The sequence below is a fragment of the Jannaschia sp. R86511 genome, from assembly GCF_042466345.1.
Classification (GTDB): domain Bacteria; phylum Actinomycetota; class Actinomycetes; order Actinomycetales; family JBBAYJ01; genus Aquipuribacter.
In genome coordinates this window covers 2,652,512-2,667,206 of record NZ_JAXHCD010000001.1, presented here as the reverse complement: position 1 = coordinate 2,667,206, position 14,695 = coordinate 2,652,512, and the positions used below count along the sequence as shown (strand labels likewise).

Here is a 14,695-nt window from a genome sequence, read left to right as displayed (position 1 = left end):
TACGTCCGGTCACGCTCGCAGCGCCGCCAGCTGCTCCATCACCGGGTCGGTGTGCCGGGTCAGGTCGAGGTAGGCCGGCACGAGCGCGTCGTAGGCGGCGCTCGCGTCCGGGTCCGGCTGGATCGGGTCCCCCGCCCGGCACATCGCCGCGACCGCGGCCTCGAACCCGTCGTGGACCCCGTGCCCCACCGCGGCGCAGACCGCCGCCCCGAGCCCGGCGGCGTCGGCGACCGCGGCCCGCTCCACCGGTCGGCCGAACACGTCGGCCACGAGCTGGGCCATCAGGTCCGAACGCGACCCGCCGCCGGACACCAGCAGTCGACCGGGCGCACGCCCCAGGGCCTGCTCCATCGCCTCGGTGTGCCCGCGCATCGTCATGACGATGCCCTCGAGGACCGAGCGGTGCAGGTGGTGCGGCCCGTGCGAGCCGTCCAAGCCGATGACGGCGCCCCGCCGGTGCGGGGCGTGCCCCGGGGCCAACCAGTCCGGCAGCGTCACCAGGCCGCCGCAGCCGGGCGGCACGTCCGCCGCACCCGCGTCGAGCCACTGCTGCACGGCCTCGGTCCCGACCGCGTCGGGGGCCGCCGCGCTCACCAGCCGGCGCAGCCACGACACCGTCCACATGCCGCGGCGGATCCCGGCGCTCTCGTACAGGTAGCGACCGGGGACCGCCGCGGCGTTGACCCAGCAGCGGTCGTCGTCGGGGCGAGGACCCTCCCCCACCGTCATGGCCGCGACGTAGGTCCCGAGCGACAGCAGCACCGGCCCGGCCTCGAGCAGGCCGCAGCCGAGCGCCTCGACGGCCTTGTCGTTGGCGGTGGCGTGGACGGGCAGGCCCACCGGCAGACCCGTCTGCGCCGACGCCTCGGCCGTGACCCGACCGAGCAGGCCGGCGGGGTCGACGAGCTCCGGCAGCAGGTGCGCGGGCATGCCGGTCCGCTCGTGCTCGGCCGGGTCCGGCGACCAGCGGCCGGTGGTCGGGTCGAGGGGCCACATGCCGCGGAAGGCCGCCGCGCTGTCGCGCCGGCGACCGGTCAGCCGCACGGCCAGGTACCCGCCGGCGCTGGTCACCGTCGCGACGTCGGGGCCGATTGGGCCCATGGGCTGCGAGACGCGGGCGTCCATCCAGCTGAGTACGGGTTCGGCGAGCCGGCCGTCGGCGCGCAGCAGGGCCCGGCAGAACCGGATCCCGCACAGCCCGACGGCCACCAGGTCGCCCGGGTCGCCGTCGAAGGCCGCCAGCGCGCGGCGGCACGCCAGCACCAGGCTGTCCCACAGGTCGTCGTCGGGGTGCACGGCCCGCCCGCCGGGACCGAGCTCGTAGGGACGCAGCGGCACCTGGGCCGTGGCGTGCACCCGCCCCGCCGTGTCGACGACCGACACCTTGGTGCTCTGCGAGCCGCCGTCGACGGCCAGCAGGTAGGCGGTCACGGCGCCGCCGGGGCCGGGTGGCCGTCGGCCGGCGGGAGGTCCGCCGCGTCCAGGACGTCCAGGACGGCGTCGCCGGCCGCGTCGACGGGGAAGACCGAGCCGGGGTTCATCACGTTGCGCGGGTCGAGCTCGCGCTTGAGCCCGGCCAGCAGCCGGTAGGCGCTACCGTGCTCCTGCTGAACCCAGGGCGTGCGGTACTTGCCGACCCCGTGGTGGTGCACCATCGAGCCGCCCAGCCGCAGCGCCTCCTCCACCACGATGGCGTTGATCGGCCGGTGGTACAGGTCGATCTCGTCGCGGGGGTCGCAGCGGATCTCGTAGTCGTAGACCACGTACAGGTTGGTACCCGTCTGGTACGAGTGCGAGGAGTGGGCCCCGAGCAGGGTCAGGTCGGCCGCGCGCGGGAACGTCGTCCGCACCCGGGTCATGACGGCCTCGTACAGCTCGGCCGTGCGGGACCAGTCGACGGACACCTCGGTCGTGAAGCCCAGGTGGGCGTGCTCGACCATGCTCGCCCGCTCGGCGTCGATCTTGTCCTGGCCCCAGTTGAGACCCTCGAACCAGCTGCGGATGCGCTCCTCGGGCAGCGGCCGGGCGCCGAGCTCGGCCGCCATCTGCTCGATCGCCCCGGTCGTGGCGTGCACCAGGGGCTCGGGGCCCTCGGCGCTCAGGACGACCAGGTTCATGTCACCCGGGTGGTCGGCGAAGTGCTGGCGGGCGTCCTCCGGGGAGTACAGCCGCGCCACCGACGGCCGGTAGCCCGTGGTGACGACCTCCCGGAGCAGACGCACCCCGTCGGCGAAGTCCGGCAGCAGGAACCCCCGGTACCTGGTCGTGCCGGGGTGGTGGCGGAACAGCTTGACGGTGACCTCGGTGACGTACGCCAGCGCCCCCTCGTTGCCGATGAGCACGTGCCGGACGTCCGGCCCGGCCGCGCGGCGGGGGACGTTCTTGACCCGCACGACGTCGCCGCCGGGGAGCACGGCCTCCAGGCCGACCACCATGTCCTCGATCGCCCCGTACAGCGTCGAGAACTGGCCGATGGAGCGCGTGGCGACCAGACCGCCCAGCTGCGCGACCGGCTTGGACTGCGGCGAGTGGCCCGTGGTGAGGCCCTGGGCGCGCAGGGAGTCCTCCAGCGCCTGCAGCGGGACGCCGCACTGGACGGTGACCATCATGTTGTCGACGTCGACGCCCAGGACGCGGTCCAGCCGCGAGCCGTCCACGACCAGCGAGTCCTCGACGACGGTCTCCAGACCGCCCTCGGTGCTGGTGCCGCCGGTGCGGGGCACGACGGCGATGCGTTCGCGCTGGGCCAGGTCCAGCAGCCGGGACACCTCCTCGGTGGACTCGGGGTAGACCACCGCCGCGGGCAACGGGCCGTCGTAGATGCCGTGCGCCGCGGTGTACTTGCGGAACCGGTCCACGCTGCTGGCCCGCAGCCGGGCCTCGTCGGTGTCGACCTGGTCCGGGCGCAGCAGGGCCGTCACGGCGGCCACGACCTCGGCGCGGTCGAGGCGGGATCGGGAGCTGACCATGGGGGTGGGGCCTTCCTGTCGGAGGGTGCGGGGTGCGGTTCAGCGAGCGGTGCGGTTCAGCGGACGGTGCGGTTCAGCGGACGAGGTAGCCGCCGTCGACGACGAGGACGTGGCCGTTGACGTAGTCCGACGCGCGCGAGGCCAGGAAGACCGTGGCGCCCATCAGGTCGCCCGGGTCCCCCCAGCGGCCGGCCGGGATGTGCTCGACCACCCGGCGGTCGGCGTCGACGTCGGCCCGGGCGGCCTCGGTCATGGCGGTGGCGAAGTACCCGGGGGCGATGGCGTTGACCTGGACCCCCCGACCGGCCAGCTCGTCGCAGTAGGCCTTGGTGAAGCCGACCACCCCGGCCTTGGTGGCCGCGTAGGCCGGGGAGCGGCGCCCGCCGAGGTAGGCGAACAGCGAGGCGACGTTGATGATCTTGCCGGCGCCCTGGGCGGTCATGTGCCGACCGGCGTGGTGCGCCGTCTCGAAGGCGGCCGTCAGGTTGAGCGCCACCATCGGGTCCCAGGCGTCCCGGTCGAAGTCCTCCACGTCGGCCAGCAGGCAGATGCCGGCGGAGTTGACGAGCACGTCGATCCCGCCGAGCGCGGTAACGCAGTCGGCCACCGCGCGGGCCGGCTCGCCCGGGGCGGCGAGGTCGCGGCGCGCCTGCACGTAGCGGCGGCCGGCTCCGGTGACGAGGCGCTCGGTGACGCCGTCGTCGTCGGCGACCGTGGGCACGTAGACGTCGGCCCCGGCCCGGGCGAGCGCGACGGTGAAGGCCCGGCCCAGGCCGGTGTTCCCCCCGGTGACCATGGCCCGGCGCCCGGCCAGCGAGAACGTGTCGAGGCCGAAGTCCGTGATGTCCACCCCAGGAACGTGACAGGTCCGGGTGATTCGACGCAACGCGTGTTGTCCATATGTCAACGCGCGTGCCAGGCTGTCCCGATGCCGCAGCCGCCGACGGTCCGCCGCAACACCTCCGGTCTCGCCCGTGACGTGGCGGTGCTCGACCTGCTGGCCGACGCCGAGCGCACCGGCGAGGGCGGGCTGGGCGTCCTGCGGGTCGCGGCGGCCCTCGGCCGGGACAAGGCGGCCGTGTCCCGCGCCCTGGCCACGCTGGCCGACGCGGGGCTGGTGAGCCGCGACCCGCACCGGCTCACCTACTCCCTCGGCCCGCGGCTGTACGCCCTGGCGGCCCTGACCGCCGAGTCGTCGCTGGCGCGCCAGGCGCGACCGGTGCTGCGGCAGATGGTCCACCAGCTGCGCGAGACCACCCACCTGTGCGTGCTGCGCGGCGGCAACGTCCTGACGCTCGTCAGCGAGGTCAGCCCTCAGCAGGTGGGCACGCTCGCCTGGGCCGGGTCGACGACGGCCGCCTGGCTCACCCCGTCGGGACGGGTGCTGATCAGCGACTGGGACCGGGCGTCGGTCGACTCCTGGTACGCGGCGCACGGCCAGGACGCCGGGCTCGTCGACCACCCGACCCCGCCCGCGCTCGGCGCCTTCTCGGTCCCGGCGGCGCCGGACCCCGCCCGCGTGGTGGTGCGTGACCTGCTGAGCCTGCACGCCGAGCTGGCCCGCGTCCGGCGGCGGGGCTGGGCCGTCTCGGACGAGGAGCTGGAGACCGGGGTCGTGGCCGCGTCGTCGCCGGTCCGCGACGCCACCGGCTCGGTCGTCGCGGCCCTGAACGTCAGCGCGCCGCGGACCCGTCTGGGCGAGCGGCTCGACGAGCTGGGTTCCTACCTCGCCCGCTGCGCGGCCACGTTGTCGACCCAGCTCGGCGCCCCCGCCCCCGGCGGCTGACGGGGCCCGGTGCCCGGTGCCCGGGGCGGCCTCAGACCTGGGACAGCTGCGACGCGGTGCCGGCCAGCCCGCCGGAGCACGGCGCCCCGGGCTCGGGGTTCTGGGGCCCCTGCTGGTAGGCGACGAGGAACGCCGGCAGCCGGGGGTCGGCGACGTCGTCGAGCTGCAGCTGCAGCCCCCAGGCGCTGGCCACCAGCGGCGAGGGCAGGTCCCGCACGGGTGAGACCAGCAGGTAGGGGTTGCTCGCGGCCAGCTGCTGCAGCCGCTCGACCTGCTCGGGGCCCAGGTCGGGGTCGTAGGTCAGCCAGACCGCACCGTGCTCCAGCGAGTGCACGGCCGCCTCGGTGACGACCGGCGCGTCGTAGAACCCGCAGTCCTGCCAGACCGCCAGGTGGTCCCCGCCCACCGGCGGGTGCTGCGCGTAGTCGACCGGCTCGTCCTGGTGCCGGTTGGTCAGGCCCTCGAACGTGCGGACGCCCTCGATGGACCCGTCGGCCCGCACGCCCGACCCGTCGGTGCCACCGAGCCCGGCCAGACCACCGGGTCCGGCCAGGCCACCGGGGCCGACGACGAACGTGAGCGCGGCGAAGGCGGCGCCGCCGACCAGCAGGGCCCCCGCCAGCGACGTGACGAGGATGAACGACACGGTGCGCAGCGGCCCCCAGGTCGTGACGCCCCGTGGGGCCTGCTCGCTCGTCGCCGTGCTCACACCGTCTCCTCCGCCGTCCGGGGCCGACCGCCGGCCCCGGGCAGCAGTGTCGCGCAGGCGCCCGCCCTCACGCCGGGCGGGTGGACAGCCGACCGATCCGGGCCGGGCCCACCGATCGCACCCGCCGCACCGCCAGCACGCTGAGCGCCAGCGCGGCCACGGTCCACACCAGCAGCGTCGCGACGGCGCCGCCGGCCCCGTCGGCCAGGACGGCCGCCCGCAGCGCGTCGGTCGCCGCCGCCAACGGCGTCCAGCCGACCACGGCGCGGACGACCTCCGGGGCCGTGCCGACCAGGGCGGCGGGCACGCTCAGCGCCAGCACCGCCACCGACACCAGCCGCCCCGCGCCGCCCAGCCAGGCGACCAGCGCCTGGTTGGTGGCCGCCAGGGCCAGCCCGACGACCAGGAGCACCCCGGCCACGGCCAGCGTCCGGCCCAAGGTCAGGTCGAGCGTCACGGCCAGCACGAGCGTCACCAGGACCGCCTGCAGCAGCACCACCGCCACCGCGGGGGCGAAGGCCTGCAGCGCGAGCCGCAGCGAGCCGGACCGGCTGCTCACCGCCCGGCGGGGCACGGCCCGCAGCACCAGGAACGTGGCCAGCGCGCCGATACCCGCGGCCAGGACGGCGAGGTAGGCGATGCCCCGCTGGCCGGTCGTGCTCACGTCGGCGCTGGTGGTGGCGACCGGGGCCGCGACCACGTCGGCCAGGCGCCGGCGCTGGGACTCGTCGTAGGTCGGCACCTGCTCGGCGCCCTCGGCCAGCCCGCTCGCGAGCTGGTCCGCCCCGTCGGTCAGGCCCGTCGCGCCCTCGCCCAGCTGGGCGGTGCCGTCGGCGAGCTCGCCCGCCCCGGACGCGGCGCTGCCGGCCCCGTCGGCCAGCTGGCCCGCGGCCGAGTCGAGCTCCCGCACCCCCGCCGCCAGCTGCGACGTGCCGTCGGCCAGCTCACGCGCCCCGTCAGCCGAGGCCGCGATCCCGGAGGTCAGGGCGGGCAGCCCGTCGGCCAGGGCGTCGCTGCCGTCGGCGAGCTGCTGCGCGCCATCGGCCAGCTGCGACGTGCCGTCGGCGGCGGCGCGGGCCCCGTCGGCGGCCTCCCGGATCCCGGCGGGCACCTCGGCGGCCTGCTCGTCCAGCTCGGCCAGCCCGCCGGCCAGACCGGCCGACGCGGCCGTCAGGTCCGCCGCGCCGCCCGCGACCCCGTCGGCCGTGCCCACCAGCTGCTGCAGCAGCGTCGTGCACGCCTCGCCGCCGCCGTCCTGGCAGGCGGCCAGGGACTGCCCGGCCAGGTCGGACACCCCGGCCGTACCGCCGGCCAGCCCCGCCACGCCGTCGTCGACCTGGCCCGCGAGCCCGGCCAGCGTGCCCGTGCCCTCGGGCAGGGCGGCCGCACCGGTGGCGGCCTCGTCGAGGCCGTCGGCGAGCAGGCCGAGCTGCGAGGCCAGCTCACCCGTGCCGCCGGCCACCTCCTGGGCGCCGTCGGCCAGCGACCGGGTGTCCGCGGGCAGGCTGCGGCTGCCCTCGCTGAGCCGGGCGAGGCCGTCGGCGAGGGCGTCGGCCCCGTCGGCGCCCGCGCCGGCCCCGTCGGCCAGATCACCCGTGCCGTCGGCCAGCTGCGACGTGCCGCTGCTCAGCTCGCCCAGACCCGTGGCCAGGTCCTGCGCGCCGTCGCCGCTGGCGGCCAGCCCGTCGGCGAGCTGGCCGGAGCCGTCCCGCAGCTCGGTCGCCCCGTCGGCGGCGTCGCTCAGCGACCCCGCGACGTCGCTGAAGCCGACGTACAGGTTCTCCACGTAGGTGGTGGTCAGCTCCCCGCCCAGGGTGGCGGCGACGACGTCACCCACGGCCGCCGCGACGGCGCTGTCGGCGACCGGGCCGTCGTCGGCCGTGGCCACGTCGATGGTGGCCGAGCCGGCGTCGTCGGGGTCCTTGGCCGACAGGGACGTGGCGGCGGCCGAGAAGTCCTCCGGGATGGTGACCACGGCGGCGTAGCGACCGGTGGTCAGGCCGTCCTGGGCGCCGTCGGTGTCGGTCAGGGTCCAGGTGATCCCGGTCGGGGCCCCCTCGACGTCGATCGGCTCGCCGTCCAGGCCGACGCCCGCGGTCAGGGCGGCCACGACCTGCCGGCCCAGGGGCACCAGGTCGCCGTCCACCTCGACGGGCTCGTCGAGGCTGACGACCGCGGCCTCGATCCGGTCCAGGTCGTCGACGGGGTCGTACAGGCCCCAGGCCAGGGCGCCCGCGACCAGGGCGGGCACCAGGCCCAGGCCTGCGACGACGGCGGCCCGGCGGCGTCGGGACGGTGCGGTCCAGCTGGTGGTGCGGCTCATGAGCGGGGCCCTCCGACGGTCTGGGCGTAGGCGTGGTCGTCGACCGGTCCGGCGGGGTCGGGCCCCGGGGCGGGGTCCTGGTCGGTGACCCAGGCGTCCTGGGACGGCGCGACGGCGTCCAGGTCGAGGTGGACGACGGGCACGTCCACCGGCAGGACCAGGGAGCGGCCCTCGTGCGAGGCGACCGTCAGCACGGCCGTGACGCCCCGGGTCAGGCAGTCCTGGGCGAGCAGGTCGAGCACCTCCTGGCGGACCTCGGGCGAGTCGGCCCGCTCGAGGTTCTCCACCACGACCACCGTGGCGGGCCGGGGGCCGGCGACCGCGCGACGCACGGCGCCCGGCAGGTCGGCCTCCTCGACCGCCCGGACCAGGGCGACGGCGCGGCGGGCGCGGACCGCCTGCTGCGGCAGGACGGCCCCGGCGACCTTGACCGCGCCGTGGCTCGGCGCGGTGCGCCCGGCCAGCAGCATGGCCAGGGCGGTCCGGGCGGTGCGGTCACCGCCCTCGGCCAGCACCAGGTGCCCGGGCGGCGCGACAACCGACACCGGTCCCAGCAGCAGGGCCTGGCCGGTGCGCAGGGCGTCCCGCTCCCCCGCGGCGACCTCGGCCTCGCCCAGGTAGACCCCCGGCCCCGCGTCCGGGACGGGCCAGTCGGCCAGGGCGAGCTGGCGGGTCAGGCCCTCGCCCTCGACGTCGAAGCTCGGCAGCAGCCGGTCCAGCCAGGCGGGCAGCCACCAGGCCCGCTCCCCCAGCAGCGTCATGACGGCCGGGATCAGGGTCATCCGGACCACGAACGCGTCGACGAACACGCCGACCGCCAGGCCGAGGGCGATGGGCTGCAGGGTGGCGTCGCCCTCGGGCACGAAGGCCGCGAAGACGGCGAACATGATGACGGCGGCGGCCGCGACGACCTTGGCCGCCGAGGTGAACCCGGTGCGGACCGCGTCGCGCGCGTCCTCGCCGTGCACCCAGTGCTCCCGCATCCGGGACACCAGGAACACCTGGTAGTCCATGGCCAGCCCGAACAGGATGCCCAGCAGCAGGATCGGCATGAAGCTGATCACCGGGCCCAGGGCGACGGTGTGCAGCGGGCCCTCCAGCCAGCCCCACTGGTAGACCGCGACGACCGCGCCGAGCGCCGCCCCGATGGACAGCAGGTAGCCCACCGCCGCCGTGACCGGCACCCAGACCGATCGGAACACCATGGCCAGCAGCACCAGCGACAGCCCGACGACCAGCAGGACGAACGGCAGCAGCGCCCGCAGCAGCAGGTCGGAGATGTCGATGGCCACGGCCGTGGCCCCGGTCACGGCGATGTCGACGCCGAGCTCGTCGGAGATCGGCTCGCGCAGGTCGCGGATGTCCTGGACCAGCTGCCGGGTCTCGTCCGAGGCCGGGCCGCCCTCGGGCACGACCTGGACGATCATCGTGTCGGCGCCCTGGTTGGGCGTCGCCAGCGGCACCGCGGCCACGCCGTCCAGGGCGCGGATCTCCTCGGCGACGTCGTCGACCAGGCCGAGCGGGTCGGTGCTGGCCACGATGTCGCCGGTGACGATGAGCGGGCCGTTGAAGCCGGCGCCGAACTCCTCGCTCAGCAGGTCGTAGGTGGTGCGGGCCGGGGTGTCCGCGGCCGCGGTGCCGGCGTCCGGCAGGGCCAGGCGCAGGTCCAGGGCGGGCAGCGCCGCGACCAGCAGACCGGCGGTGAGGACGACGACGGTGACCAGCGGCCGCCAGGTGACGACGGCCAGCCAGCGGCCGGCCGGGCCGCCGGCGGTGCGGGCCGGTCGGCGGGAGCGCCGGGCCCGGGGCGCCAGGCGGTGCCCGGCCAGACCCATGAACCCGGGCAGCAGCGTCAGCGCGACCAGCACGGCGACGGCGACCGCGAGGGCGGCCGAGATCCCCATCACGGTCAGGAACGGGATGCCCGCGACCGACAGCCCGGCCAGGGCGATCATGACGGTCAGGCCGGCGAACACGACCGCGGAGCCGGCGGTGGCCACCGACCGTCCCGTCGACTCCTCGGGGTCCATGCCCTCGCCCAGCTGGTCCCGGTGCCGGGCCAGCACGAACAGCGAGTAGTCGATGCCGACCGCGATGCCGATCATGACGGCCAGCAGCGGCGCCGTGCTCGACAGCTCGACCACCACCGTCGAGGCGAACACCACGGCCATGGCCACGCCCACCCCCACCAGGGCGACGACGATGGGCATGCCCGCGGCCAGCAGCGAGCCCAGGGTGAGCGTGAGCACGACCGCGGCCACCGCCAGGCCGACCAGCTCGACCCAGCTGAGCGCCACGGTCTGCACGGCGAACGCGTCCCCGCCCGCGACCCAGGTGACGTCCGCGTCGGAGGCGTCGGCCACGATGGCCGACACCTCGTCCCGCAGCTGCTCGGTGACGTCGTCCCGGCCCACGTCCAGCTGGGCGTTGACCAGCAGGGTGTCGCCGTCGTCGGAGACCTGCGCGTCCGGGCCGAGCCCGCCGTCGGAGCCCAGCGGGCTGAGCACCGCGCTCACCTCGTCGAGGTCCTCCACCTGGGCCACGACGTCGGCGACGGAGGCCAGCACGGCCTCGTCGTCCAGACCGCCCTCGGCCCGCGCGACCAGCTGCACCGACGAGCCCGCGACCTGCGGGAACGTCGCGTCGAGCCGGTCGAGGGCCTCCTGGGACTCGGTCCCCGGGATGGAGAAGGAGTCGCTCGTGCCCTGGTTGAGGGTCAGCGCGGCGGTGCCGGCACCGATGAGCACGAGCAGCCACACCAGGAGCACGGCACGCCAGCGCCGGTGGGCCAGGCGACCGAAGGAGTACAGGAGCGACGACATGGCTGTCCTCGGAGGAACGGGTCGCCGGGGGCGACGGGTGGGGCGTGCAGGGTCAGGGGGCGCCGGGGGCGCCGAGCACGTCGCTGGCGAGCTCGACCGCGAGGTCGTGCACCTGCGCGGGGGTGACCCCGAAGGCCTGGGCCTCCGGGGTGATGGTCAGCAGGGCGGCGTTGGCCACCAGCTGGACGGCGAGCACGGCGCGGAGCTGGTCGCGGCCGTCGGCGAGGTCCAGGGTCAGGTCCTGGACCAGCAGGTGGGCCAGCTCGCCCAGCCGGTCGGCGTGCGGCAGGTCGGTGACCGAGCGCATCGCCTCGAGCATGAGCAGGACGGCGCCGGGGTGGGCGAAGGCGGCCGAGGCGGCCGTGCGGACGATCTGCGCCCCGCCGCCCGGGCGACGCGCCCCGACGGTCTGCTCGCGCAGGACGCCGAGCTGGTCGCTCACGTGCTCCACGACGGCGTCGTAGAGCGCCTGCTTGGACGGGAACCGCCGCAGCAGGCCGGTCTTGGAGTAGCCGACGGCGTCGGCCACCTGCTGCACCGACGTGCCGGCGAAACCGTGCCGGGCGAACACCTCGGCCGCCGTGTCCAGGATGGCGGCGTCGATCTCGTCGGCCGACGGGCGGGCCGTGCGGCTGGGGGCGCGGACCGTCCCGATGTCGTTTGCGACCATGATGGTCTCAGGGTGGACCGATCTGGTCCGGGTGGCAAATCCGCCGGTCCGAACCACCCGCCCGGCGTCACGACGGCCTAGCGTCGGGGGCGTGACCCCACCACCGCCCGTCGTGGCCGTGGCCGACCTGGCCGCGCTGTCCCCCGCGCCCGTGCTCGTGGACGTCCGCTGGTACCTGGACGGGCGCTCGGGCGCCGACGCGCACGACCGGGCCCACCTGCCCGGCGCGGTGTTCCTGGACCTGGACGCGTGGCTCACCGGCCCGTCGGGCGGCCCCGACGACGGCCGGCACCCCCTGCCGAGCCCGGAGCGCTTCACGGAAGGGCTGGCCCGCGCGGGCGTCGCCGACGACGACCACGTCGTGGCCTACGACGACGCCGGCGGTCGCGTCGCCGCCCGGCTGGTGTGGCTGCTGCGGGTCACCGGCCGGCGCGCGTCGCTGCTGGACGGCGGCACCGACGCCTGGCCCGGGCCCTGGGCGCACGGCCCCGTGCACCGAGCCCGCACGACCCCCGAGGTCCGGCCCTGGCCGGGCGGGCTGCTGGTGGACCTGACGGCGGCCACCGCCCCGGAGTCGGTGCTGCTGGACGCCCGCGAGGCCGCCCGGTACCGCGGTGAGCACGAACCGGTCGACCCCCGCCCCGGCCACGTGCCGGGCGCGGTCAACCTGCCGGCCACCACCGCGCTCGGCCCCGACGGCCGCCTGCTCCCGCCCGACCGGCTGCGGGCGGGGTTCGACGCCGTCGGGGCGGGAGCGGCGGCCGACGTGGTCGCCTCGTGCGGCTCCGGGGTGACGGCCTGCTTCACCCTGCTGGTGCGCCAGCACGCCGGCCTGCCGCCCGGCCGGCTGTGGCCCGGCTCCTACTCCGGCTGGACCGCGGCGGCGGACCGGCCCGTGGTCACCGGCGACCGGCCGCGCTGAGCCGCCCGGCCGGCGAGGCCGCGAGGACCTCCACCTGGGGCACGAGCCGGCGAAGCACGTCGGCCAGCGTCACCACGCCCAGCAGCCGACCGTCCTCCCGCACCACCGCGAGGTGGGTGCTGGTCGCGCGCATCTGCGCCAGCGCCTCGTGCACCGGCAGGTCCGGGTGCAGCTCGAACGGCTCCCGGACCAGGTCGGTCACCGGCTCCTCCGGCGCCATGGCCAGGGTGTCGCGCACGTGCACCACGCCCGCCACGGTCTGCTCGTCGCCGACCAGGATGCGCAGGTGACCGGACGCCTGGGTGGCGGCCTGGACGTCGGCCACCGTGGCCCCCGGCGGCACCGAGGTGGCCCGCGCGTCCGGGCGGAGCAGGTCGCGCACCTGCAGCTCCTGCAGCTCCAGCGCCCCGCGCAGCTGTGTGGAGTACTCCTCGGTCAGCACGCCCGCGTCGACGGAGTGCTCGACCAGCTGGCGCAGCGAGTCCGGCGTGTGACCGGTCGCCACCGAGTTGGCGGGGTCCACACCCACCCGGCGCAGGCACCAGTTGGCGGCCTCGTTGAGGGCGGTCAGCAGCGGCCGGGTGAGCCACATGAACCCGCGCATCGGGATCGACAGCATGATCGCGGACTTCTCGGGGTGGGCGATGGCCCAGGACTTGGGCGCCATCTCGCCCACGACCAGGTGCAGGAACGTGACGACGACCAGGGCCAGGGCGAACCCGGCCACGCCCGCGATCCAGTCGGGCCCGCCGAAGGAGGCGATCCACGGGGTGAGGGAGTACTGCACGGCGGGCTTGGTGATGGCACCGAGCGCCAGGGCGCACACCGTGATGCCCAGCTGCGACCCGGCCAGCAGGACCGTCAGCTCGGAGGAGGAGCGCAGGGCCGCGCGGGCGGCCGCGCTGTTGGGCGCGGCGTCCTCCAGCCGGCTGCGGCGGGCCGCCAGCAGGGCGAACTCGACGGCCACGAAGAACGCGCTCGCGGCGATGATGGCGGCGGTGATGAGGGCGAGCAGCCACGGGTTGTCGGTCATCGCCGGGCCTCCTCGGGCTCGGGGGCGTGCTCCTCGACCGGCACCAGCTCCAACCGGACGGACGCGGGCACGTGGTGCTCGACCTCGACGACCTCGGCGCGCAGGTACCGCGCCACGGGGTCGCCGTCGTTGACCAGGTCCGCGGGGTCCGGCGGCAGCTCCACGTCCAGGACCGTGCCGACGGCGGGCAGGCCGCCGTGCGTGGCGATGACCAGGCCGGCCAGCGTCTCGTAGTCGCCCTGCGGCAGGTCGGTGCCGAGCAGGCGCTCGACCTCGTCCACGTGGGCCTCGCCGTCCACCAGCCAGCGGCCGTCGTCGGAGGACTCGCCGCTCGGGCCGTCCTCGTCGTCGTGCTCGTCGGTGATCTCCCCGACCAGCTCCTCGGCCACGTCCTCCATGGTCAGCACGCCGTCGAAGCCGCCGTACTCGTCCACCACGCAGGCCAGCTGGTTGCGGGTCCGGCCCAGCTCGCGCAGGGCGTCCGGCAGCGCCATCAGGGTGGGCAGGACCAGCGCCTCGCGCATGATCTGCCCGGCGGTGCCCGGGGCGCCGCCGTGGGCCAGCACGTCGTCCAGGTGCACGACACCCACGACCTCGCCCTCGTCGTCCAGGACGGGGTAGCGCGAGTGTCCCGCGCTCATGCGCACGCGGACCTCGTGCAGCGGCTCGTCCGTGCCGACCACGTCGACCCGGTGCCGCGGGATCATGGCGTGCTCGACGTCCTGGTGCGGGAAGTCGAGGATGCGGTCCAGCAGCAGCGACAGCTCCTCGGGCAGGTCACCGCTCTCGCGGGACTCCTCGACGATGTGCTCGAGGTCGCGGGCGGTCGCCGAGTGCTCGACGTCGTGGACGGGCTCGATCCGCAGGGCCTTCAGCAGCAGGTTGGAGGCCTGGTCGAAGACCCAGATCAGCCAGCCGAACACCGTCAGGTAGGCGACGGTGGAGCGGGACAGCCAGCGGGCCACCGGCTCGGGCCGGGCGATGGCCAGGTTCTTGGGGAACAGCTCGCCGAACAGCATCTGGACCAGCGTGGAGACGACCAGGGCCAGGACGGTGCCGACGGCCACGCCGATCCCGGTCGGCACGCCGACGCCGCCCAGGATGGTGCCGAGCGACTGCCCGATGAGCGGCTCGGCCACGTAGCCGACGAGCAGGGCCGTCACGGTGATGCCCAGCTGGGCCCCGGACAGCATGAACGAGGTGCGGCGCGTGATGGACAGCGTCCGCTTGGCGGTGGTGTCCCCGGCGGCGGCCTTGGCGGCCAGCGACGACCGGTCCACGGCGACGTAGGCGAACTCCTGGGCCACGAAGTAGCCCGTGGCGGCGGTGATGAGCAGGACGACGACGAACCCGAGCAGGAGCGAGAGCGCGATCTCCATCAGATGATGGCCCCACCCGTCGTCGCGCCGGTACTTCGCTCGTCGGGGCGGGGATGGCTATGTGACGCAGGATCCATGAGGG

General features: G+C 75.9%; 11 protein-coding genes. 2 read left to right on the top strand and 9 right to left on the bottom strand.

Translation table 11 applies throughout. The features are described 5' to 3' along the window. Positions 1-9: 9 nt before the first annotated feature. The 3 genes from SJY06_RS12560 to SJY06_RS12550 form a co-directional block, all read right to left on the bottom strand. Complete coding sequence (locus tag SJY06_RS12560) at positions 10-1,431, bottom strand: FGGY-family carbohydrate kinase (RefSeq protein ID WP_380167872.1); 1,422 nt, start codon at positions 1,429-1,431, stop codon at positions 10-12. Further along, entirely contained in the window at positions 1,428-2,969 is a 1,542-nt protein-coding gene (locus tag SJY06_RS12555) for an FAD-binding oxidoreductase (protein WP_380167871.1), read from the bottom strand. Before SJY06_RS12555 ends, SJY06_RS12560 begins: the two co-directional genes overlap by 4 nt. A gap of 73 nt (positions 2,970-3,042) precedes the next feature. Next, positions 3,043-3,819 (bottom strand): SDR family oxidoreductase, encoded by a 777-nt coding sequence (locus tag SJY06_RS12550; protein WP_380167870.1) that lies wholly within the window; start codon positions 3,817-3,819, stop codon positions 3,043-3,045. A gap of 78 nt (positions 3,820-3,897) precedes the next feature. Here SJY06_RS12550 and SJY06_RS12545 point away from each other — a divergent pair, with 78 nt between their 5' ends. Further along, complete coding sequence (locus tag SJY06_RS12545) at positions 3,898-4,755, top strand: IclR family transcriptional regulator (RefSeq protein ID WP_380167869.1); 858 nt, start codon at positions 3,898-3,900, stop codon at positions 4,753-4,755. A 31-nt stretch (positions 4,756-4,786) separates the two neighbouring features. Here the strand turns inward: SJY06_RS12545 and SJY06_RS12540 are convergent, their stop codons facing one another. The 4 genes from SJY06_RS12540 to SJY06_RS12525 form a co-directional block, all read right to left on the bottom strand. After that, complete coding sequence (locus SJY06_RS12540) at positions 4,787-5,464, bottom strand: DUF3105 domain-containing protein (RefSeq protein ID WP_380167868.1); 678 nt, start codon at positions 5,462-5,464, stop codon at positions 4,787-4,789. A gap of 67 nt (positions 5,465-5,531) precedes the next feature. Next, a complete protein-coding gene (locus SJY06_RS12535) occupies positions 5,532-7,787 on the bottom strand; it encodes a hypothetical protein (protein WP_380167867.1) in 2,256 nt (751 codons plus the stop codon). Then, on the bottom strand, positions 7,784-10,609 hold the full coding sequence (locus SJY06_RS12530; RefSeq protein WP_380167866.1) for an MMPL family transporter: 2,826 nt from the start codon (positions 10,607-10,609) through the stop codon (positions 7,784-7,786). The genes SJY06_RS12535 and SJY06_RS12530 overlap by 4 nt, the downstream gene beginning before the upstream one ends. A gap of 52 nt (positions 10,610-10,661) precedes the next feature. Next, positions 10,662-11,279: a TetR/AcrR family transcriptional regulator gene (locus SJY06_RS12525; protein ID WP_380167865.1), complete on the bottom strand. Its 618-nt coding sequence runs from the start codon at positions 11,277-11,279 to the stop codon at positions 10,662-10,664. 91 nt (positions 11,280-11,370) lie between these two features. Here SJY06_RS12525 and SJY06_RS12520 point away from each other — a divergent pair, with 91 nt between their 5' ends. Next, positions 11,371-12,201, top strand: coding sequence for a sulfurtransferase (locus SJY06_RS12520; RefSeq protein WP_380167864.1), 831 nt, complete (start codon positions 11,371-11,373; stop codon positions 12,199-12,201). On the opposite strand, the gene SJY06_RS12515 is transcribed toward SJY06_RS12520, so the two are convergent. After that, a complete protein-coding gene (locus SJY06_RS12515) occupies positions 12,179-13,234 on the bottom strand; it encodes a hemolysin family protein (protein ID WP_380167863.1) in 1,056 nt (351 codons plus the stop codon). The two genes, SJY06_RS12520 and SJY06_RS12515, sit on opposite strands and share 23 nt — an antisense overlap. Continuing rightward, on the bottom strand, positions 13,231-14,613 hold the full coding sequence (locus tag SJY06_RS12510) for a hemolysin family protein (protein WP_380167862.1): 1,383 nt from the start codon (positions 14,611-14,613) through the stop codon (positions 13,231-13,233). The genes SJY06_RS12515 and SJY06_RS12510 overlap by 4 nt, the downstream gene beginning before the upstream one ends. Between the last annotated feature and the right edge of the window lie 82 nt (positions 14,614-14,695).